The 21,148-nt window shown below is 74.2% G+C and carries 20 protein-coding genes; 15 read left to right on the top strand and 5 right to left on the bottom strand.

All coding sequences use genetic code 11. The features are described 5' to 3' along the window. Positions 1-5 precede the first annotated feature (5 nt). Positions 6-1,046, top strand: a complete 1,041-nt coding sequence (locus ACFPL3_RS12055; RefSeq protein WP_343945014.1) for an aldo/keto reductase — start codon at positions 6-8, stop codon at positions 1,044-1,046. After that, positions 1,043-1,909, top strand: coding sequence for an MBL fold metallo-hydrolase (locus ACFPL3_RS12050; RefSeq protein WP_379588926.1), 867 nt, complete (start codon positions 1,043-1,045; stop codon positions 1,907-1,909). Before ACFPL3_RS12055 ends, ACFPL3_RS12050 begins: the two co-directional genes overlap by 4 nt. Before the next feature lie 298 nt (positions 1,910-2,207). On the opposite strand, the gene ACFPL3_RS12045 is transcribed toward ACFPL3_RS12050, so the two are convergent. Further along, positions 2,208-3,374 (bottom strand): SDR family NAD(P)-dependent oxidoreductase, encoded by a 1,167-nt coding sequence (locus ACFPL3_RS12045; RefSeq protein ID WP_343945012.1) that lies wholly within the window; start codon positions 3,372-3,374, stop codon positions 2,208-2,210. A gap of 74 nt (positions 3,375-3,448) precedes the next feature. On the opposite strand from ACFPL3_RS12045, the gene ACFPL3_RS12040 reads away from it, so the two are divergent. Next, positions 3,449-4,366 (top strand): AraC family transcriptional regulator, encoded by a 918-nt coding sequence (locus tag ACFPL3_RS12040; protein ID WP_343945011.1) that lies wholly within the window; start codon positions 3,449-3,451, stop codon positions 4,364-4,366. Here the strand turns inward: ACFPL3_RS12040 and ACFPL3_RS12035 are convergent. After that, on the bottom strand, positions 4,311-5,171 hold the full coding sequence (locus tag ACFPL3_RS12035) for an IclR family transcriptional regulator (protein ID WP_343945010.1): 861 nt from the start codon (positions 5,169-5,171) through the stop codon (positions 4,311-4,313). The genes ACFPL3_RS12040 and ACFPL3_RS12035 overlap by 56 nt on opposite strands. Before the next feature lie 91 nt (positions 5,172-5,262). Here ACFPL3_RS12035 and hutH point away from each other — a divergent pair, with 91 nt between their 5' ends. The 5 genes from hutH (at position 5,263) to hutI (ending at position 12,220) form a co-directional block, all read left to right on the top strand. After that, positions 5,263-6,801, top strand: coding sequence for a histidine ammonia-lyase (hutH, locus tag ACFPL3_RS12030; protein WP_379588923.1), 1,539 nt, complete (start codon positions 5,263-5,265; stop codon positions 6,799-6,801). A gap of 23 nt (positions 6,802-6,824) precedes the next feature. Beyond that, positions 6,825-8,480: a urocanate hydratase gene (gene hutU, locus ACFPL3_RS12025; protein ID WP_343939928.1), complete on the top strand. Its 1,656-nt coding sequence runs from the start codon at positions 6,825-6,827 to the stop codon at positions 8,478-8,480. Positions 8,481-8,565: 85 nt separating this feature from the next. Then, on the top strand, positions 8,566-9,744 hold the full coding sequence (locus ACFPL3_RS12020) for an allantoate amidohydrolase (RefSeq protein ID WP_343939926.1): 1,179 nt from the start codon (positions 8,566-8,568) through the stop codon (positions 9,742-9,744). Next, positions 9,741-11,066: a formimidoylglutamate deiminase gene (locus tag ACFPL3_RS12015; protein ID WP_343939924.1), complete on the top strand. Its 1,326-nt coding sequence runs from the start codon at positions 9,741-9,743 to the stop codon at positions 11,064-11,066. Before ACFPL3_RS12020 ends, ACFPL3_RS12015 begins: the two co-directional genes overlap by 4 nt. After that, positions 11,063-12,220, top strand: coding sequence for an imidazolonepropionase (gene hutI, locus ACFPL3_RS12010; protein WP_343939922.1), 1,158 nt, complete (start codon positions 11,063-11,065; stop codon positions 12,218-12,220). The genes ACFPL3_RS12015 and hutI overlap by 4 nt, the downstream gene beginning before the upstream one ends. On the opposite strand, the gene ACFPL3_RS12005 is transcribed toward hutI, so the two are convergent. Beyond that, a complete protein-coding gene (locus ACFPL3_RS12005; RefSeq protein WP_343939920.1) occupies positions 12,210-12,389 on the bottom strand; it encodes a hypothetical protein in 180 nt (59 codons plus the stop codon). The two genes, hutI and ACFPL3_RS12005, sit on opposite strands and share 11 nt — an antisense overlap. Before the next feature lie 166 nt (positions 12,390-12,555). Then, positions 12,556-13,134 (bottom strand): helix-turn-helix domain-containing protein, encoded by a 579-nt coding sequence (locus ACFPL3_RS12000; RefSeq protein ID WP_343939918.1) that lies wholly within the window; start codon positions 13,132-13,134, stop codon positions 12,556-12,558. A 156-nt stretch (positions 13,135-13,290) separates the two neighbouring features. Here ACFPL3_RS12000 and ACFPL3_RS11995 point away from each other — a divergent pair, with 156 nt between their 5' ends. Both ACFPL3_RS11995 and ACFPL3_RS11990 read left to right on the top strand, forming a co-directional pair. Then, the gene (locus ACFPL3_RS11995; RefSeq protein ID WP_343939916.1) at positions 13,291-13,914 is read left to right on the top strand and encodes an SAM-dependent methyltransferase; all 624 of its coding nucleotides are present in this window, start codon (positions 13,291-13,293) and stop codon (positions 13,912-13,914) included. Further along, positions 13,911-14,366 (top strand): DinB family protein, encoded by a 456-nt coding sequence (locus tag ACFPL3_RS11990; RefSeq protein WP_343939914.1) that lies wholly within the window; start codon positions 13,911-13,913, stop codon positions 14,364-14,366. Before ACFPL3_RS11995 ends, ACFPL3_RS11990 begins: the two co-directional genes overlap by 4 nt. Here the strand turns inward: ACFPL3_RS11990 and ACFPL3_RS11985 are convergent, their stop codons facing one another. After that, complete coding sequence (locus ACFPL3_RS11985; RefSeq protein WP_343939912.1) at positions 14,367-15,383, bottom strand: LacI family DNA-binding transcriptional regulator; 1,017 nt, start codon at positions 15,381-15,383, stop codon at positions 14,367-14,369. Positions 15,384-15,523: 140 nt separating this feature from the next. Here ACFPL3_RS11985 and ACFPL3_RS11980 point away from each other — a divergent pair, with 140 nt between their 5' ends. Genes ACFPL3_RS11980 through ACFPL3_RS11960 form a run of 5 tightly spaced genes read left to right on the top strand, consistent with a single transcriptional unit; the run spans position 15,524 to position 21,123 of the window. Further along, a complete protein-coding gene (locus tag ACFPL3_RS11980; RefSeq protein WP_343939910.1) occupies positions 15,524-16,843 on the top strand; it encodes an extracellular solute-binding protein in 1,320 nt (439 codons plus the stop codon). A 7-nt stretch (positions 16,844-16,850) separates the two neighbouring features. Further along, a complete protein-coding gene (locus ACFPL3_RS11975) occupies positions 16,851-17,735 on the top strand; it encodes a carbohydrate ABC transporter permease (protein ID WP_343939908.1) in 885 nt (294 codons plus the stop codon). Then, positions 17,736-18,623 carry a carbohydrate ABC transporter permease gene (locus ACFPL3_RS11970; RefSeq protein WP_343939907.1) on the top strand — a complete coding sequence of 296 codons (888 nt, stop codon included), beginning with the start codon at positions 17,736-17,738 and terminating at the stop codon, positions 18,621-18,623. 26 nt (positions 18,624-18,649) lie between these two features. Further along, positions 18,650-20,035: a glycoside hydrolase family 5 protein gene (locus ACFPL3_RS11965; RefSeq protein WP_343939905.1), complete on the top strand. Its 1,386-nt coding sequence runs from the start codon at positions 18,650-18,652 to the stop codon at positions 20,033-20,035. Next, entirely contained in the window at positions 20,032-21,123 is a 1,092-nt protein-coding gene (locus ACFPL3_RS11960; RefSeq protein WP_343939903.1) for a mandelate racemase/muconate lactonizing enzyme family protein, read from the top strand. Before ACFPL3_RS11965 ends, ACFPL3_RS11960 begins: the two co-directional genes overlap by 4 nt. The last annotated feature ends 25 nt before the right edge of the window (positions 21,124-21,148 follow it).

Below are 21,148 nucleotides of genomic sequence, written 5' to 3'. Positions count from 1 at the left end.
CGGGCATGGATCCGACGGCGACGCGGGAGATCGGGCAGACCGGCGTCGAGGTCACCACGCTCGGCTTCGGCGGGGGCGCCCTCAAGTTCCCCCGGCCCGGGTACTCCGACGACGACGCGGCCGCCGCGCTCGAGGCGGCCTGGGCGGCCGGGGTGCGCTACTACGACACCGCCCCGTTCTACGGGCGTGGGATCAGCGAGCAGCGGCTGGGCCGCTTCCTCGGCGGCCGGTGCTCCACGGGTGGGGACGGCGAGCCGTTCGTGCTCTCGACGAAGGTCGGGCGCCTGATCCGGCCCGCCCGCGCGGCGCAGCGGCCCGCGGCGCGGACCGGGATCGGCGACCTCGCCACGTGGGAGGTCCACCACGACTACTCCCGCGACGGCGTCCTGCGGTCCCTGGAGGACTCGATCCAGCGGATGGGCGTCTCGGCGGTCGACGTGCTGCTCGTGCACGACCTCGACCTGGTCCACCTCGCCCCGCAGGCGCGGATGGACGCCCACACCGCCGACCTGTTGCGGTCCGGGTGGGCGGCGCTGCAGGACCTCAAGGCGCAGGGCGTGATCCGGGCCGTCGGGTTCGGGATCAACGAGATCGGGCTGGTGCCGCACTGGCTGGACCTGTTCGACCCCGACCTCTTCCTCGTGGCGGGCCCGTACACGCTGATGGAGCAGGGCGGCCTCGCGGAGCTGGACCGTTGCGCCGAGCGCGGCGTCGGCGTCGTGATCGGCCAGGTGTTCGCGTCCGGGATCCTCACCACCGGCCCGGTGGCGGGGGCCACCTACTACTACCGGGAGGCCGCGGCGGACGAGCGGGAGCGGGCGAGGCGGCTGCAGGAGGTGTGCGCCGGGTTCGGCGTGCCGCTGGCCGCGGCCGCGGTGCAGTTCCCGCTGCACCACCCGGCCGTCGCGGCCGTGATCCCCGGGGTGAAGGACGCGGCGGAGGCGGCGTCGTGCCTCGAGGCCTTCCGGCACGACGTCCCGGCCGGGCTGTGGACCGCGCTGCGGGAGCAGGGCCTGCTCGTGCCCGGCGCGCCGGTGCCGGCGTGAGGGAGCCGGCCGTGGGCTGGACGTTCGCCGACGCGGCGGGCGCGCCGGTCGGCGAGGGCGAGGTGCTGCTGTGGTGGCTGGGGCAGGCCGGGTTCCTGCTCCGCGGCGGCGGCGCGACGGTGCTCGTCGACCCGTACCTCACCCCGGAGGGCCCGCGCCGGTTCCCGCCGCCGTTCCCCGCGGCCGACGCCGCCGGGGTGGACGCCGTCCTCGTCACCCACGAGCACGGCGACCACCTCGACGTCGACGTGGCCCGCGCGTTCGCCGCCGCGGGGTCGACGGCCCGCTGGGTGGTGCCGGAACCGGTCGTCGAGCGCGTCGCGGCGCTCGGGATCGCCCCGGAGCTGATCGTGCCCGCGCAGCCGGGGCGGCCCGTCGCGGTCGGCCCGGTGCGGGTGGACCCGGTACCCGCGCACCACGGCGTGGACATGACCGACGCCTACGGCACGGGCGCCGAGCTCTCGGGCGGGCTGGTGCGGTTCCTCGGCTACGTCGTGGACCTCGGCGGCACCCGCGTGTTCCACTCCGGCGACTGCCTGGCCTACCCCGGGCTCGCCGAGGAGGTCGCGCGGCGGGAGGCGCACGTCGTGCTGCTCCCGGTCAACGGCCGGGACGCGCAGCGGGAGGCCGCCGGGATCGTCGGCAACATGTCGGCGGAGGAGGCGGTCGGCCTCGCCGTGGCCGCGGGCGCCGAGGTGCTCGTGCCGATGCACTGGGACATGTTCGAGCGCAACCCCGGTCACCCCTCCCGCGCGGTCGCCGTGGCCGAACGCGACCACCCGGAGCTGACCGTGGTCGTCCCGAGCCGGACCCGCCCCCTCGGCCTGCGCCGGGTGCCGCGTCCCCCGGGTGCTGCGGCCTAGACGAGTAAGTCCGAACGGCGCCGCTGGTGCCCGTCCGCGGTGGCCTCCTGACGGCGCCGCGCATCGTGCGGGGCCGCCCCTCCCAGTTCAAGGGCGCCTTCGGCGTCGCTGCGCGATCGCTGCACGACCCGTGAGCTGCGAGCCCCTGCGGCCGCTCCGGCAGGCTCCGCGGGCAGGCCGGGGCGCCTGCCCCTTTGCGCGCGCGGCGCCACCAGGAGGCGGTCCTCCCATCAAACGAGGGCTCCCGGGCGGGCGGCCGATGCCGCGTGTGATCAGCGCGAGCCGCACACCGGGGCTGTCACAGCCGCCGTGAGGTCCTGCTCGGGCGGGTTGGTCGAACCCCGGAGGACCAGGCGCCGTTCCGTGCTGAGCAACGATCGAGTGGGGAATTGCTCGTCCAGTCGTCGGCGACGAGAACGGGCTGGTCGCTGCCGGGTCGCGGACCTTCGTGGCCGAGCAGCTGCTCGCTCAGCTCCCAGAGCCGGCGGGCCGAGTCCGGGTCGACGGCGTGCGGCACCACCTCGGACGGGATGTCCGCCTCCGCGCCGAAGGCGATGGGCCGCGGGGAGTCCAGCGGGGAGATGTCGTTGTCCTTGAGGTACACGCCGCCGATCCCGGCGAGCAGCGGGCTCGTCGCCGCGAACACGGTGGTGGCAGCCCCCTGTTGCAGATTCTTCGTCCCGCGCGCGGGATCGCGGATGGGCCGTCCCTCGTCGTCCAACAGGCCCATGGCCCGCCGCTCGTCGTCGCTCACCCAGGGGGTGCGCTGCTCCCCCTCGGCGATCCAGGGGCCCAGGTTCGTGCCGAGGATGACCCCGGGGTGCACGGCGTAGCCGCGGATCCCGTCGCCCGCCCATCGCCGGTCCAACTCGACGGCGAACAGGACGTTGGCGGTCTTGGACTGGCCGTACCCGAGCATGCCCATCTCGTCGTAGCCGTCGGCGAAGTGCGGGTCGTCCCAGCGGATGTCGGACAGTCGGTGGCCGCCGGAGGTCACGTTGACGACGCGGGCGCCGTGCGCGGCGCGCAGCGCGGGCAGCAGGGCCAGGGTCAGCTGGAAGTGGCCGAGGTGGTTGGTGGCGAACTGCGATTCGTACCCGCGGGCGTCGCGCACCAGCGGACCGCCCATGACGCCGGCGTTGTTGACGAGGACGTGCAGCGGGCGGCCGGAGGCGAGGTAGCGGGCCGCGAACGCGTCGATCGACGGCGGGTCGAGCAGGTCCAGCCGGTCGGTCTCGACGCGGGGGATCCCGGCCAGCGCCGCGGCGGCGCGTTCCGGGTTGCGGGCCGCGACCGTGACGGACGCGCCCGCCGCGGCCAGGGCGCGGGTGGTCTCCCGGCCGAGTCCCTGGTGGCCGCCGGTGATGATCACGTTGGTGCCGGTCAGGTCGATGCCCTCGAGCACCTCGTCGGCCGTCGACGCCGCGGTGAAGCCCGATCCGATGGGGTGTTGCTTGTGGGTCATGGGATCAAGCCTGCGCCGCCCGGACCGTACTCTGAATGATTGACCGTCCGGATCTTCTGCGAGATCGTACGGACGTGCGGGGCGACCAGCTGTCCGAGGTGCTCGACCTCGTCGAGGTGCGCGGTCTCCTCACCGGGGGGTTCGCGGTGCGCGGCCCCTGGGTCTCCCGGTCCGCGGTCGCCGACGCGCTGAAGCTCATCGCGGTGGTGTGCGGGCGGGTCCGGCTCACCACCGACGGTGCCGACGGTCCGATCGAGCTCGAACCGGGTGACGTCGCGATTTTGAACGACCGGTCGTGGCTGGACCTGCGGGGCGGCACCGGCGACGGGCCGCCTCGCCAGATCGTCCCGGAGGAGATCGATCCCTCCACCCGGCTCACCGGCGCCGAGTGCGGCACGCACGACGTCGTCATCGGCGGCCGCGTCGAGGTCAGCCCGGCCGGCCAGGCCCTGCTGCTGGAGGCACTCCCGCCGGTGGCGCACGTCCGGGCGGCGGCCGCCACCGCCACCAACCTGCGCGGCAGCCTCGACCGGCTGTTCGCCGAGGTGGCGGGTGACCGGATCGGGTCGGCGTTCGCGATCCGGCAGTACGGCCAGCTCCTCGTGCTCGAGGTGCTGCGCGCCTACCTCGAGCAGGCCCAGCTCCCTCCGGGGTGGCTGCGGGCGCTCACCGACGAACGGCTGCGCCCGGCGCTCACGGTGATGCACGCCGAACCGGGACGGCCCTGGCGGTTGGAGGAGCTCGCGCGCACGGCGGCGATGTCGCGCACGTCCTTCGCCGAACGCTTCCGGACGGTGGCGGGCGTGCCGCCGCTGACCTACCTCCACCGCTGGCGGATGCTGCTGGCTCAGCGCGCCCTCCGCGACGACGACGTCAGCGTCGGGTCGCTCGCCGCCGACCTGGGCTACGCGTCCGAGAGCGCGTTCAGCACCGCCTTCAAACGCCAGGTCGGGGTGTCGCCCCTGCGCTACCGGACGAGGTCGGCCGGCTGACACCGCTCGTCGCCGCGGTCGTGGGACCGGGCTGCGGGGTGTGCCCGCTGATCTGTGCGGCGATCGCCCGTGCGGTCCGGCCGACCTCGGCCACGACCGCGCCTCGCAGGTCGGGCCGGAACTCGGCCTGCGGCACCGTGACGGCGACGCTCGCCACCGGGTGGCCGGTGTGGTCGAGCACGGCCACGGCCACCGTCGCGAAACCGGGGGTCACCTCACCGTCCTCCACGGCGTGTCCCCACCGCCTCGCCTCGACGAGGAGCCTCCGCAGTGCCGAGAGCGACCGCGGGCCCCGGTCGTGGCGGGTGACGAAGGCGTCCTGGGTCGGGAACAGGGCGCGGACCTGCGCCGCGGGCAGGGCGGCGAGCATCGCGCGGCCGCTCGCGGTGAGGTGGGAGGGCAGCCGCACACCGACGTCGGTGACCAGCGGCGGACGTCCCGGCGCGCGCTCCTCGATGAGGTAGATGACCTCCCGCCCGTGCATGACGGCCAGGTGCGCGGTGTGCCCGGTGCGGTCGACGAGCCGGGCGAGCGGCACCCGCGAGACGCGCTGCAGCGGCGCCTGGCGGGCGTAGCCGGTGGCGAGCTCGTAGGCCGCCACCCCGAGGCTGTAGCGGCGGTCGTCGGCGAGGTGCACCACGAACCCGCTCTCGGCCAGCGTGGCCAGCAGCTGGTAGGTGGTGGAGCGGGGGAGCCCCAGCTCCCGCGCGACCGCTGCCGCGGGCACCGGCCCGGCCTGCCGCCCGAGGTGGCTCAGGATCGCCAGCACCTGGTGCGCCGCGGGCACCTTCACCGGGCGGGGCATGCGCGTGACCGTACCCAACTGTCCGGGATCCCGGACGGATTCGCGCGTTCGGTCGTGGTGCGGCGGTGCCCCGCGGGTGTCCGATGGGCCTGTGCGCAGCATCTCCGTCGGAACCGGACCGGTCACCCCTGCAGAAGTCCTCGCCGTCGCCCGGGAAGGGGCGGGCGTCCAGCTGTCTCCCGAGGCCGAGAGCGCGATGGCGGCGGGCCGGAAGGTGGTGGATGCGCTCGCCGACGACACGCGGCCGCACTACGGGATCTCGACGGGGTTCGGGGCGCTGGCCGTGCGGCACATCCCGGTGGACCGGCGCGCCCAGCTGCAGCGCAGCCTGGTGCGCTCGCACGCGGCGGGTTCGGGCCCGGAGGTCGAGCGCGAGGTGGTCCGCGCGCTGATGCTGCTGCGCCTGTCGACCCTGGCGACGGGGCACACGGGCGTGCGCCCGGAGACCGCGCGGGTGTACGCGGCGATGCTCACCGCGGGCATCACCCCCGTGGTGCGCGAGTACGGGTCGCTGGGCTGCTCCGGGGACCTCGCGCCGCTGGCGCACTGCGCACTGGCGGCCATGGGCGAGGGCGAGGTGCGCGACGCGTCCGGCACGCTGCGGCCCGCGGCGGAGGCGCTCGCCGCGGCCGGGATCGAGCCCGTCGCGCTGGTGGAGAAGGAAGGCCTCGCGCTGATCAACGGCACCGACGGCATGCTCGGCATGCTGGTGCTGGCCTGCCACGACCTGCGCGCGATCTTGCGCACCGCGGACGTGGCCGCCGCGATGAGCGTGGAAGCGCTGATGGGCACGGACGCGGTGTTCGCCGCGGACCTGCAGGCGCTGCGCCCGCACCCGGGGCAGGCCGACAGCGCGGCCAACCTGCGGGCGCTCCTGGCGGGGTCCGGGATCATGGCCAGCCACCGCACGCCCGACTGCACGCGCGTGCAGGACGCGTACTCGCTGCGCTGCTCCCCGCAGGTGCACGGCGCCGCCCGGGACACGGTCGCCCACGCCGAGGCCGTCGCCGGTCGCGAGCTGGCCGCCGCCGTCGACAACCCGGTGGTCACCGCGGACGGGCGGGTGGAGAGCAACGGCAACTTCCACGGCGCCCCGTTGGGCTACGTCCTGGATTTCCTGGCGATCGCGGCGGCGGATGTGGCGTCGATGAGCGAGCGGCGCACCGACCGGTTCCTGGACGTGGCGCGCAACCACGGGTTGCCGCCGTTCCTGGCCGACGATCCGGGTGTCGATTCGGGTCACATGATCGCGCAGTACACGCAGGCGGGGATCGTGGCGGAGCTGAAGCGGCTGGCGGTGCCGTCGTCGGTGGACTCGATCCCGTCGAGCGCGATGCAGGAGGACCACGTCTCGATGGGCTGGGCCGCGGCGCGCAAGCTGCGCCGCGCCGTCGAGGGGCTGACGAGGGTGGTCGCGATCGAGCTGCTCACCGCCGCGCGGGCCCTGGACCTGCGCGCGCCGCTCGCGCCCGCCGCGGCCACCGGCGCCGTGCGCGACCGGCTGCGGGCCGAGGTGGCCGGGCCCGGGCCGGACCGCTGGCTGGCACCGGAGATCGAGGCGGCGGTGCGGCTCGTCGTGTCCGGAGAGGTGCTCGCGGCCGCCGAGGGCGTCACCGGTCCCCTGCGCTGATGGAGCACTGAGAGGAGTTCGTGATGGAGGGTGCTCGTCCCGTGCGCGCGGCGCGCGGAACCACGTTGACCGCGCGGTCCTGGCAGACCGAGGCCCCGTTGCGGATGCTCTGCAACAACCTCGACCCCGAGGTGGCCGAGCGGCCCGACGACCTGGTGGTCTACGGCGGCACCGGGCGTGCGGCGCGCGACTGGCGGTCGTTCGACGCGATGGTCCGCACGCTCACCTCGCTGGCCGACGACGAGACGATGCTCGTGCAGTCCGGCCGCCCGGTCGGGGTGCTGCGCACGCACGAGTGGGCGCCGCGGGTGCTGATCGCCAACTCCAACCTGGTGGGCGACTGGGCGACCTGGCCGGAGTTCCGCCGGCTCGAGAAGCTCGGCCTCACGATGTACGGGCAGATGACCGCGGGCTCGTGGATCTACATCGGCACCCAGGGCATCCTGCAGGGCACCTACGAGACGTTCGCGGCCGTCGCGGAGAAGCGGTTCGGCGGATCCCTCTCCGGCACGCTCACCGTCACCGGCGGGTGCGGCGGCATGGGCGGTGCGCAGCCGCTCGCCGTCACGCTCAACGGCGGCGTCTGCCTCGTGATCGACGTCGACCCCGCCCGGCTGCGGCGCCGCGTCGAGCACCGGTACCTCGACGAGCTGGCCGACGACCTGGACGACGCCGTCGCGCGCGTGCTGGCGGCGAAGAAGGAGCAGCGGGCGCTGTCGGTCGGCCTGGTCGGCAACTGCGCCCGCGTGCTGCCGGAGCTCCTGCGCCGCCGGGTGGAGGTCGACATCGTCACCGACCAGACCTCCGCGCACGACCCGCTGTCCTACCTCCCCGACGGCGTCGACCTGGCGGACTGGGACGACTACGCGGTGAAGAAGCCCGAGGAGTTCACCGACCGGGCGCGGGAGTCGATGGCCCGCCACGTGGAGGCGATGGTCGGGTTCCTCGACGCCGGGGCGGAGGTCTTCGACTACGGCAACTCCCTGCGCGACGAGGCCCGCCAGGGCGGCTACGACCGCGCCTTCGCCTACCCGGGCTTCGTACCCGCCTACATCAGGCCGCTGTTCTGCGAGGGCAAGGGCCCGTTCCGCTGGGCCGCGCTGTCGGGCGACCCGGCCGACATCGCCGTCACCGACGACGCCGTGCTGGAGCTCTTCCCCGACCACGACCGGCTGCACCGGTGGATCCGCGCCGCCCGCGAGCGGGTGGCGTTCCAGGGTTTGCCGGCGCGGATCTGCTGGCTGGGGCAGGGCGAGCGCGACCGGGCCGGGCTGCGGTTCAACGAGCTGGTGGCATCGGGCGAGATCAGCGCGCCGATCGTGATCGGCCGCGACCACCTCGACACCGGCTCCGTGGCCTCGCCCTACCGCGAGACCGAGGGCATGGCCGACGGCTCCGACGCCATCGCCGACTGGCCGCTGCTGAACGCGCTGGTCAGCACGGCGTCCGGGGCGACATGGGTGTCGATCCACCACGGCGGCGGCGTCGGCATGGGCCGCTCGATCCACGCCGGCCAGGTCACGGTGGCCGACGGCACCGACCTGGCCGCCGCCAAGATCGAACGCGTCCTCACGAACGACCCGGCGACCGGCGTCCTCCGCCACGTGGACGCGGGCTACGAGAAGGCGGTGGTGACGGCAGAAGCCCACGGCCTCCGGATCCCGATGGGGGAGCGGTGAGGTTCAGGAACGCCATGTTCATGAACCTGCAGTACAGCAACGTGGCGTTCCTGAACCTCCGGGAGCCCCGACCGGAGGTCCTGGGATGACCTTCGACGGCATGTGGGCCGACCTGCACCCGGTGGGCCGGGACGCCCGAAGCGGCGGCTACCGCCGCTTCGCGTGGACGGGCGAGGACGCGGCCCTGCGCGAGTGGTTCACGGGGGAGGCGGGGGCGCGCGGGCTGGAGCTCACGGCGGATCGCGCGGGCAACCTGTGGGCCTGGTGGGGCGACCCGGACGCCGACGGGCCCGGGCTCGTGCTCGGCAGCCACCTGGACTCGGTGCCCGACGGGGGCGCGTTCGACGGGCCGCTGGGCGTGGTGTCCGCGCTCGCGGCGGTGGACGCCCTGCGCGCACGGGGGTGGACGCCGGGCCGGCCGCTGGGGATCGCGGTGTTCGCCGACGAGGAGGGTGCGCGGTTCGGTGTGGCGTGCGCGGGCAGCCGGATCATCACCGGCGCGCTCGACCCGGACCGCGCCCGGTCGCTCACCGACGCCGACGGCACCACCGTGGCCGAGGCCATGGCCGCGGCCGGGCTCGACCCGCACCACGTCGGCCCGGACGCCGAGGCCCTGCGCCGGGTGGGCGCGTTCGTCGAGTTGCACGTCGAGCAGGGGAGGGCCCTCGTCGACGACCCGGGCGGGCCGCCCGTCGGCGTGGCGAGCGCGATCTGGCCGCACGGCCGGTGGCGGCTGGACCTGCGCGGCCGCGCCGACCACGCGGGCACCACCCGGCTCGCCGACCGCGACGACCCGATGCTGCACCTCGCCGAGGCCGTCATCGCGGCGCGGCGGGCGGCGGGGGAGCACGACGCGCTCGCGACGATCGGCAAGCTGCGCGTGGAGCCGAACGGGGTCAACGCGATCCCGTCGCGCGTCACGGCGTGGCTGGACGCCCGTGGTCCCGCCGAGGCGGACGTGCGTTCCGTCGTCGCCGCGGTGGGTGCGGCGGCCGGCACGGAGCCGGTGGAGGAGTCCTGGACCGGGGCCACCGCGTTCGACGCGGGCCTGCGCGACCGGCTGGCCGGGCTGCTCGCGGCACCGGTGCTGCCCACCGGTGCGGGCCACGACGCGGGGATCCTCTCCGCCGCCGGGATCCCGACGGCGATGCTGTTCGTGCGCAACCCGACCGGCGTGTCCCACTCCCCGCAGGAGCACGCCGACCCCGAGGACTGCCACCGCGGCGTCGACGCGCTGGCCCGGGTGGTCGAGGAGCTCGGATGACGGCGTTCTGGTGCGAGCGGGCCTGGGTGGACGGCGGCCCGCGGGACCGGGTCCGGGTGGCGGTCGACGACGGCCGGATCGCGTCGGTGACGCCCGGCGCGGATCCGGGCCCCGGGGACGAGCGGCTCGCCGGGCTGGTGTTGCCCGGCTTCGCCAACGCCCACAGCCACGCGTTCCACCGCGCGCTGCGCGGGCGCACGCACGACGGCGGCGGCACGTTCTGGACCTGGCGGGAGCGGATGTACGCGGTGGCGGCGCGGCTCGATCCGGACCGCTACCTCGCGCTGGCCCGCGCTGCGTACGCCGAGATGGCGCTGGCCGGCGTCACCTGCGTCGGGGAGTTCCACTACCTGCACCACGACCGCGACGGCACCCCCTACGCCGAGCCGAACGCGATGGGGGAGGCGCTCGTGCAGGCGGCCGCCGACGCGGGCGTGCGGCTCACGCTGCTCGACACCTGCTACCTCACCGGCGGGCTCGGCCGGACCGGCCACACCCCGCTGGAGGGGGTGCAGGTGCGGTTCGGCGACGGCGACGCCCATGCGTGGGCGGAGCGGGCCGGCCGGCTCGCCGACACCGACGGCGTCCGCTTCGGGGCGGCCGTGCACTCGGTACGGGCGGTGCCGGCCGGGCAGCTGCCCGTGGTCGCGGCGGCCGCGGGAACGCGCCCCCTGCACGTCCACCTGTCGGAGCAGCCGCAGGAGAACGAGGCGTGCGAGGCGTTCTACGGGAGCACGCCCACCGCGCTGCTCGCCGAGCAGGGCGTGCTCGGGCCGGGCACCACCGCGGTGCACGCCACCCATCTCGGCGCCGACGACATCGCCCGGCTCGGCGACTCGGCCACCAGCGTCTGCGCCTGCCCGAGCACCGAGGCCGACCTCGCCGACGGCATCGGCCCGTTCCGCGCGCTGCGGCTGGCCGGGTCGCCGCTGGTGGTCGGCAGCGACCAGCACGCGAGCGTCGACCTGCTCGCCGAGGCCCGGCTCGTCGAGTCCCACGAGCGGCTGGCCTCCGGCGAGCGTGGTCGCCTCGCGCCCGGCGCGCTGGTGGACGCCCTCACCGCGCACGGGCACGCCGCTCTCGGCTGGCCCGACGTGGGGCGCATCGCCCCCGGTGCCCGCGCCGACCTCGTGGCGGTGCGGCTGGATCGCCCGCGTACGGCCGGTGTCGCACCGGAGCAGGTGGTGATGGCCGCCGGCGCCGACGACGTCCACACGGTGGTGGTCGACGGGCGTGTCGTGGTCCGCGACGGCGCGCACGTGCTCGGGGACGTGGGCAGGCTGCTGGCCGACGCCATCGCCCCGGTCTGGGAGGGTTCGTGAGCACGCTCGTCACCGGGATCGCCGAGCTCGTCACGAACGACCCCGCGCTCGGGCCCGGTCCGCTGGGGATCGTCACCGGCGCGGCGCTTGTGGTGGACGACGGCCGGGTCGCGTGGGTGGGGCCCGCCGCCGCGGCCCCGGCGGCCGACGAGCGGGTGGACGTCGACGGGCGGGCGGTGCTGCCCGGTTTCGTCGACAGCCACACCCACCTGGTGTTCGCGGGCGACCGGTCGAGCGAGTTCGAGGCGCGGATGTCCGGGGTGCCCTACGACGGCGGCGGCATCGCGTCCACGGTGGAGGCCACGCGCGCGGCGGACGACGAGGTGCTGCGCGCACGCCTGGCTGCGCTCGTGGCGGAGATGCGGGGCCAGGGCACCACCACGGTCGAGGTCAAGAGCGGCTACGGCCTGAGCGTCGCCGAGGAGGCGCGGGCGCTGCGCCTGGCCCGCGAGGTCACCGGGGAGACCACGTTCCTGGGCGCGCACGTCGTGCCGCCGGAGTACGCGGGCCGCACCGACGAGTACGTCGCGCTGGTCACCGGCCCGATGCTGCAGGCCTGCGCCCCGTACGCGCGGTGGGTGGACGTGTTCTGCGAGCCCGCGTCCCCGCACGCCTTCGACGGGCCCGCCTCCCGCGCGGTGCTGGAGGCCGGCCGCGCCGCGGGACTCGGGCTGCGGGTGCACGGCAACCAACTGGGGCCCGGCCCCGGGGTGCAGCTGGCCGTGGAGCTGGGGGCCGCGAGCGTCGACCACTGCACGCACCTGACCGGTGCCGACGTCGACGCGCTGGCCTCCGGGGACACCGTGGCGACCCTGCTCCCGGGCGTCGAGTTCTCGACCCGCAGCCCGTACCCGGACGCCCGCCGCCTGCTGGACGCCGGGGTCACGGTCGCGCTGGCCACCGACTGCAACCCGGGCACGTGCTTCTCCTCGTCGATGGCGCTCTGCATCGCCCTCGCGGTGCGCGAGATGCGGATGACGCCCGCGGAGGCGGTGTGGGCGGCGACCGCCGGTGGTGCGGCGGCCCTGCGTCGCGACGACATCGGGCGCCTGGGCGTCGGCGCTCGGGCCGACCTGGCCGTGCTGGAGGCGCCGTCCTACCGGCACCTGGCCTACCGGCCGGGGGTGCCGCTGGCCCGCGCGTTCACTCGGTGATGACGCCGCCCATCACGCCGCCCTCGCCGGTCCCGACAGGGGCGGGCACCGCCGCGTCGGGCACCTCGAACGCGATGGTGGGGGGATCCACGGGCGAGGGTGCGGGTACGGCGGCCGACCGGCTGCGGAATTCCTCGACGAGCTCGGTGTAGATCGGTGATGAATCCATCACGGCAGGGTCCTTTCTTGCTGGTGATGTATTCTCCCGGTCAGGCCTCGCTTGGAGAACGTGCGATGTATCGCGGCGGTTACGCGATTTCACGAAATGATGAACGCGGGTCGCTCCGATCACGCTGCGTCGCTCTGCAGAACGGACTAACGGACTGATCCCCAGGTCAGTGCCGCGTGGGCGAGAGGTGGGCGCGCTCACCCTGGGGGCCGAACAGCGTGAGCAGTTCCGCGGGCCGGTTGTCTACGCTTCCGATCCGGTGTGGAATGCGGGTGTCGAACTCCGCGGCCTCGCCGGGGCCGAGTCGGAACTCCCGCTCCCCGAGCACGAGCCGGACGTTCCCGTTGAGCACGTAGAACCACTCGTAGCCCTCGTGGGTCTGCAGATCCGCGGCGGGGGCCCGGTCGGCGGGTGGATAGACCACCTTGTAGGCCTGCACGCCCCCGGCGCGGCGGGTGAGCGGCACCACCGTGAAGCCGGAGCGCCGCACGGGCTTCATGTGGATGCGGGGGTCGCCGGTGGGCGGCGCGGCCACCAGGTCGTCCAGCGGCACGCGGTGTGCCCTGGCCAGCGGCAGCAGTTGCTCCAGCGTGGGGCGCAGCTTGCCGGTCTCGAGGCGCGAGAGCGTGCTGGCGGTCAGCCCGGTCTCCGCGGCGAGCTCGGCAAGCGTGGTGCCCCGCGCCCGGCGCAGGGCGCGCAAGCGCGGTCCGACCCCGGCGAGGACGTCCCCCTCGGTGCTGCCCATCGGCCCATCGTGCAGATCCGCAACATTCCTTGCAAGCCGGGAACGTCCGTCCCGATCCTGGCGGCGGAGGTGAGACCCGATGATCAGAACGGTCCGGACGGGTGCGGCGGCGGTCGCGGTGGTGGCGGGGTACCGGCTCGCGGACGGAGCGGCCCGGTGAGCGAGCCCGCGGACTTCTGGGAGCACCACCACCGCGCGAGGCGCATCGGGAGCGAGCGCGCCAACCCCCTCCTCGTCGAGACCGCCGGGCCGCTGACCCCTGGCGCCGCGCTCGACCTGGGCTGCGGCGCGGGCGGCGACGCCCTGTGGCTCGCGCGGCGCGGGTGGCGGGTCACCGCGGTGGACATCGCGCCCACCGCCGTCGAACGGGTGCGGTCGCGGGCCCGGGAGTTCGGCCTCGGCGCCCGGGTCGTGGCCGAGCGGCACGACCTGGCGGCGAGCTTCCCCGCCGGGGCCTTCGACCTGATCAGCGCGCAGTACCTGCACACGCCGTTCGCGCTGCCCCGCAGCCGGGTGCTGCGCACCGCCGCCCGGGCCCTGCGCCCGGGCGGGCTGCTGCTGGTGGTCGACCACGGCTCCGTGGCGCCGTGGTCGTGGGAACAGGACGGGCGCTTCCCGGCGCCGGACGAGGTCGCAGCCGGGCTCGCCCTCGACCCGCAGCGGTACGCGGTGGTGCGCGCGGACGCGCCGCGCCGGGAGGCCACGGGCCCCGGCGGGGAGGTCGCGGTGGTCACCGACCACGTCGTGCTCGTGCGGCGTACGGAAGGGAGCGGGCGATGACTCGTCCGGGTGACGAGAAGGCCGTTCTGCGGGGCGTCCTCGACCAGCTGCGCCGCGCGGTCGCGGCCAAGGCGACCGGTGTGCCGGAACCCCGGGTCCGCACGCCGGGCGTGCCGTCGGGCACCAGCCTGCTGGGGCTGGTGAAGCACCTGGCGCACGTCGAGCGCTTCCACTTCCTGGGCGAGCCGACGGCCGACTGGGACGCCACCTTCCGGCCGTCCGCCCAGGAGTCGGTGGCCGACGTGCTCGCCGGCTACGAGGCGGCGATCGCGCGCGCGAACGCCGTCATCGACGCGTGCCCGGACCTGGCGTCCCCTGTGCCGCGGGCCCACCGCAGGCGGCCGGTGCCGACGATGCGGTGGGTGCTGGTGCACATGATCGAGGAGACCGGGCGGCACGCGGGCCACGCCGACATCCTGCGGGAGCTGATCGACGGTTCCACGGGCCGCTGATCAGGGCCGGGGGTTCGGCGGGGCGGTCGAGTCGCGCACGACCAGCCGGGTCGGCAGCTGGACGTGGGGCTCCTCCGGGGTCTCCTCCGCGAGCAGCGCGACGAGCATCTCGACGGCGCGCTGTCCCATCAGCTGCAGCGGTTGCTCCACCGTGGTGAGCGGCGGGCGGCACAGCGCGCTCTCGGGGACGTTGTCGAACCCCACCACGGAAAGCGCGCCCGGGACGTCGATGCCGAGGGTGCGGGCGACCTCGACGGTCGCGATGGCCGACACGTCGTTGGCGGCGAAGATCGCCGTCGGCCGGTCGGGGAGGGTGAGCAGGGTGCGGGCGGCGTTCTGCAGATCGGTGTCGCCGTAGCCGCCCGCCAGCACGAGCTGCGGGTCGAACGGCACGCCCGCGGCGTCCAGGGCGTCCCGGTAGCCGCGCTCGCGCTGCGGGCCCGACTCGAGGTCGCGGGGCGGGCGGCCGAGGAAGCCGATGCGCCGGTGGCCGAGGCCGAGCAGGTGGTCGGTGGCCAGCCGGGCGCCGTGGAGGTTGTCCGACGCCACCGTGGGCACGCTGCCCCCGCCGGTGTGGGGGTCGACGGCAACCACGGGCACTGTGCCAGGTGCGGTCTGCACGGTGGGGGTGACCAGCACCGCGCCGTCCACCAGCGTGCCCGACAGCCGCGACAGGTAGCGGCCCTCCCACCCCATGCGCCCGTCGCCCTTGCCGCCCGCGGCGTAGACGACGAGCTCGTAGGGCGTCTCGCGGACGGCCCGCGCCGCGCCCTTCAGCACCTCGGCGGAGTAGGGCTCGATGTCCCACACGAGCACCCCGATCACGCCGGTGCGGTGGTTGCGCAGGCTGCGCGCCACCAGGCTCGACTCGTAGCCGAGCTCCTCGATCACCCCGCGGACCCGGTCGACCGTGGCGGCCGCGACGCCGTAGCGGTCGTTGAGGACCTTCGAGACGGTCGCGACCGAGACCCCGGCCTGGGCCGCGACGTCGCGGATCGTCACACGTGCGTTCACCACCCGCGGATCGTACCCGCTCGAAAACGTTATCGATAACGATTGACACGGCCCTGTACGCGGATGCACGATCTCGGCCCGAGAGCAGACGTCCCGCGCCGACGAGGTCGCGCGGGCAAGAGAGGCGGGACAGCGTGAAGGCAATGACCAGCCTGCGTGCCCTCGGCAGGGCCGGTGTCGCGGCGGGGCTCGCCGCGCTCCTCGTCGGCGCGGCGGCCTGCGGCACCGCGGGCCCCCGCAGTGGCGGCGAACCCACCGGCGCGGCCTCGGCGTGGATCATCAGCGGGGTCACCGAGAAGGCGTTCACCAACTCGTTCGACGCCTGGAACGCCGCCCACCCGGACAAGACGTTCGCGGTGCAGTCGTTCGCGAACGACCCCTACAAGCAGAAGATCCGCACTGCCGTCGGCGCCGCCGACGCCCCGACGCTGATCTACGGCTGGGGTGGGGGTGTCCTGAACTCCTACGTGCGGGCGGGTTCGGTGGACGACCTGTCCGATCTCGCCGCCGACCCGGCGCTCGCCGACCGGTTCCTGCCCTCGATCGCGGCGGTGGGGCAGATCGACGGCAAGACGTACGCCGTGCCCAACAACGGCGTGAAGCCGGTGATGATCTACTACAACAAGGACCTGTTCGCGCAGGTCGGCGCGCAGCCGCCCACCACGTGGGGTGAGCTGATGGCCCTGGTCCCGCGCTTCCAGGCCGCGGGCATCGCCCCGTTCACCGTGGCCGGCCAGGCACGGTGGCCGCTGCTGCCGTGGTTCTCCTACCTGGTCGACCGCGTCGGCGGTCCCGAGGTCACGGACGCGATCGTCGCGAACCGGCCCGGTGCCTGGTCGCACCCGGCGGTGCTCCGCGCGAACACGATGATCCAGGAGCTGGTGGACGCGGGCGGGTTCGTCAACGGGTTCGCCTCGATCGCCACCGACTCCGGCGCCGACACCGCCCTGCTCTACACGGGACGCGCCGCGATGAGCCTCGGGCTGCCCGCCACCTACCAGAACATCCAGACCGGGGCGCCGGACTTCCTCGCGGAGGGCAAGCTCGGCTGGTTCCCGTTCCCGGCCGTCGAGGGCGGCGCGGGCGACCCGGCGAACGTCGTCGGGAACCCCTCCAACTTCTGGTCGATCTCGGCCACGGCCACGCCCGAGGAGAAGCAGGTCGCGCGCGACTACATCAAGGAGGAGCTGCTGGGCGAGCGGTACGCCGCCGACCTCCTCGCCGTCGGCAACGTGCCGCCGGTGGCCGGCATCGACGACGAGATCGCCGCGTCGAGCGACCCGGCCTACTTCCGGGCCGTCTACGACCTCGCCGCGAACGCGCCCCACTTCCAGCTCTCGCTCGACCAGGCCCTGAGCCCCGAGCAGGGCGACGCGGTGCTCACGAACCTGCAGCAGGTCTTCCTCGGCCAGATCACGCCGGAGCAGTTCTCCGACGCCATGAACGCCACGATCGCGAGCTGAGGCGGGCGTGGCCGTACTGACGTCATCCCGCCGCTCGGGCGCCAGCGGGCTGCTGGCCGTGCCTGCGCTCGTGTTCTTCGTGGTGTTCGCGCTGGTGCCGCTTGCCGGGGCGCTCGTGCTGAGCTTCGCCGAGTGGGACGGGCTCGGCGAGGTCGGCTGGGCGGGCCTGGGCAACTGGGCCGCCGAGCTCACCGACCCGCTCACCGGCCAGGCGCTGCTGCTGACGCTGAAGATCATGGTGGTGTCCTGGCTGGTGCAGACCCCGATCAGCCTGCTGCTGGGCGTGTTCACCGCCGGCACGCAGCGCTACCGGGCCCTGCTGGCGGTGCTGTACTTCGTGCCCCTGCTGCTGTCCTCGGCCGCCGTCGCCATCGCGTTCAAGGCGATCCTCGACCCGAACTTCGGGGTGGGCGGCGCGATCGGGTTCCTCGCACAGGACTGGCTCGGCGACCCCGACCTCGTCCTCTACGTGGTGATCTTCGTGATCGCCTGGCAGTTCGTGCCGTTCCACACGCTGCTCTACCAGGCCGGGGTGCGGCAGATCCCGGTCTCGCTCTACGAGGCCGCCACGATCGACGGCGCGAACCGGTGGCAGCAGTTCCGCCACATCACCCTGCCGCAGCTGCGCTACACGATCGTCACGTCCTCGACCCTCATGCTCACCGGGTCGCTGACCTACTTCGACGTGGTGTTCGTGCTCACCGGCGGCGGGCCCGGCACCGCCACGCGGCTGCTGCCGCTCGACATGTACCTCACCGGCTTCGCCGCCAACGACATGGGCGGGGCCAGCGTGCTGGCCGTGATCCTCGTGGTGGCGGGCCTCGGGCTGGCCCTGGTGCTGACCCGCTTCTCCGGCTTCGCCCGGATGCGCAGCGAGCAGGAGGGGCTCTAGATGGCTGCCACGACGATCGAGCGGCCCACGCGCCGCCCACCGGGTGCGCCGGTGCGGCGCGGGCGCGTGCGGCGGGAACAGCCGAACGTCCTCGCCGGTCTCGGCGGCATCGCGTGGCTGGCGGTGATCGTGCTGCCGATCTACTACGTGGTGATCTCCAGCCTGCGCAGCCAGGCGGGCTTCTTCGCCTCCAACCCGCTCGCCCCGCCCACGGACGTCACGCTCGACAACTACCGGCTCGTGCTGGAGAGCGGCTTCGGGCTGTACTTCGTCAACAGCGTGATCATCACGGTGGCGGCCGTCGGCGGCACCGTCGCCATCTCGGTGATGGCGGCGTACGCGGTGGTGCGCGGGAGCGGCCGGTTCGTGCGCGGCACGTTCTCGGTGTTCCTGCTGGGCCTGGCCATCCCGACCCACGCCACGATCATCCCGCTCTACTACATGATCACGCGGGCGCACCTGTACGACAGCCTGCTCGCGTTGGTGCTGCCCTCGATCGGGTTCGCGGTGCCGATCACCGTGCTCATCCTGAGCAACTTCATGCGTGACATCCCGAACGAGCTGTTCGAGTCGATGCGCCTGGACGGGGCCGGTGACTGGCGGATCCTGTGGAACCTCGTGCTGCCGCTCGCGCGGCCCGCGCTCGTGACCGTGGCGATCTACGACGCGCTGCACGTGTGGAACGGCTTCCTGTTCCCGCTGATCCTCACCCAGAGCGCCGACAAGCGGGTGCTGCCGATGGCGCTGTGGACCTTCCAGGGGGAGTTCAGCGTGAACGTCCCGGCGGTGCTCGCGGCCGTGGTGCTCTCCACCCTCCCGATGCTCGCCGCGTACGTCCTGGGCCGCCGCTACCTGGTGCGCGGCCTCACCGCCGGCTTCGGCAAATGACCCCCACGACTGGAGTGAGCGTTCCCATGCCCGACCCGTCCGTACTCCTCCGCGTCGACGGCGACCACCTCGCCACGGCCGCTGGCGAGCCGGTGCGCCTGCGCGGCGTCGGCCTCGGGGGGTGGATGAACATGGAGAACTTCATCACCGGGTTCCCGTCCACAGAGGAGCTGCACCGCAAGGCGCTGCGGTCGGTGCTCGGGCCGGAGGCGTACGAGGCGTTCTTCGACCGGTTCCTCGAGGTGTTCTTCACCGACGCCGACGCCCGGTTCCTCGCGGACACCGGGATGAACTCCGTGCGCCTGCCGTTCCACTACCGCCACTTCGAGGACGACGCCGCACCCATGAGGGTCAAGGAGTCGGGCTTCCGGCTGCTCGACTCCGCCATCGAGACGTGCGCGCGGCACGGGATCTACACCGTGCTCGACCTGCACGCCGCCCCCGGTTTCCACAACCAGCGCTGGCACAGCGACAACCCGACCCACCGGTCGTTCTTCTGGACCCACCGCCACTTCCAGGACCGCGTCGTGCACCTGTGGGAGGCGCTCGCCGACCGGTACCGCGACCACCCCTGGGTCGCGGGCTACAACCCGCTCAACGAGCCCGCCGACTCCGACGGCGACGCCATCGGGCCGTTCTACGAACGGCTGCACGCGGCGATCCGGGCGGTCGACCCGCACCACGTCATCTACCTCGACGGCAACCGGCACGCCACCGACTTCGACGCGTTCGCCGAGCCGTGGGACAACACCGTCTACACGGTGCACGACTACGCGCTCGCCGGGTTCGCCGACAGCGGCGACTACCCGGGCGTCTCCCGCGGGCAGTACGTCGACCGCGCCTACGTCGAGCAGCGGTTCCTGCAGCGCAGCGAGTACATGCGTCGCACGGGCACCCCGATCTGGGTGGGGGAGTTCGGGCCCGTCTACACCGGCGACCCGGCGCGCGACGAGCACCGCTACCGCGTGCTGGCCGACCAGCTCGACCTCTACGACGAGCACGGCGCGGGCTGGAGCCTGTGGACCTACAAGGACATCGGGCTGCAGGGCGTGGTGCACGCGCGGTCCGACTCCGACTACCTGCGCCGGATCGCGCCCGTGCTGGAGAAGAAGGCCCGCCTCGGCGTCGACGTCTGGGGCGGGGTCGACACGGGCGTGCGCGAGCTGCTGGAACCGATCGAGCGCACGGTGGCGCGCGAGTTCCCGCAGTTCGACCCGCTCCCCTTCGGGCAGCGGCAGTGGATCCACGTCCTCGTGCGGCACATACTGCTGGCCGAGCCGATGGTCGACGACTTCGCGCGCTGCTTCGCCGGGGTCGACGCCGAGCAGGCGCGCGCGCTCGCCGACTGCTTCGCGTTCGACGCCTGTGACGTGCGCACCCGTCTGGTCGAGGAGTTGGGGAAGCACCTGTGAAGATCGAACGCATCGAGACGCTGGTCAGCGGGCAGGTCGCCGTGGTGCGCGTGCGCACCGACGACGGCGTGGTCGGCATCGGCCAGACCGCCCCGTACCAGGCGGGCCTGAGCGCCCAGGTGCTGCACGAAATGGTGGCGCCGCTGTTCCTCGGCAAGGACCCGTGGGACGTCGAGGCGCTGGTGGACGAGTGCGTGCGCGTGCACTACAAGTTCCCCAGCAGCTTCCTGCACCGCGCGCTCGCCGGCGTCGACACCGCCCTGTGGGACGTGCTGGGCCAGGTCACCGGCCAGCCGGTCGCCAAGCTCATCGGCGGCCACGCCCGCGCGTCGGTGCCGGTGTACGCCTCCAGCATGAAGCGCTCGGTCACCCCGGAGGAGGAGGCCGAGCGGCTCGCCGCGCACGTGGCCGAGCGCGGGTTCCGCGCCGTGAAGATCCGCGTCGCGGACGCGATGGGCCGCGACGTCGACGCGGCGCCGGGCCGCACCGAGCGGATCGTCCCGCACGTGCGGGAGGTGCTCGGCGACGGCGTCGACATCTCGGCCGACGCCAACGGCGGGTTCTCCGTGGGCCGCGCGATCCGGGTCGGGCGGCTGCTGGAGGAGCACGGCTACTTCCACTTCGAGGAGCCCTGCCCGTTCCCGGAGCTGGAGCAGACCGCCCAGGTCACGGCGGCGCTGGACATCCCCGTCTCCGGCGGGGAGCAGGACATCTCGATCCCGCAGTTCCAGCGCATGATCTCCGGCCGCGTCGTCGACATCGTCCAGCCGGACATCGGCTACATCGGCGGGATCTCCCGCGCCCGCAAGGTGGCCGTGCTCGCCGAGGCCGCGGGCATCCCGTGCACCCCGCACTGCGCCAACGACTCGTTGCTGCAGGTGTTCACCCTCCACCTCGCCGCGGCGATGCCCGCCTGCACCCAGTACCAGGAGTGGAGCATCGAGAAGACCCCGTGGAGCGAGGGGATCTACGAGCCGGTGCTGCAGGTCGTCGACGGGGCCGTGCCCGCCCCGACGGCGCCCGGCTGGGGGATCGCGCTCGACCCGCGGTTCGAGAAGACTGCCGACGTCACGGCCTCCAGCGCATGACCCGGGCACCACAGGCGCGGCCCGC

This window comes from Pseudonocardia zijingensis (assembly GCF_042657305.1).
Lineage (GTDB): Bacteria > Actinomycetota > Actinomycetes > Mycobacteriales > Pseudonocardiaceae > Pseudonocardia > Pseudonocardia zijingensis.
This window is presented reverse-complemented; position numbering and strand designations above follow the sequence as displayed.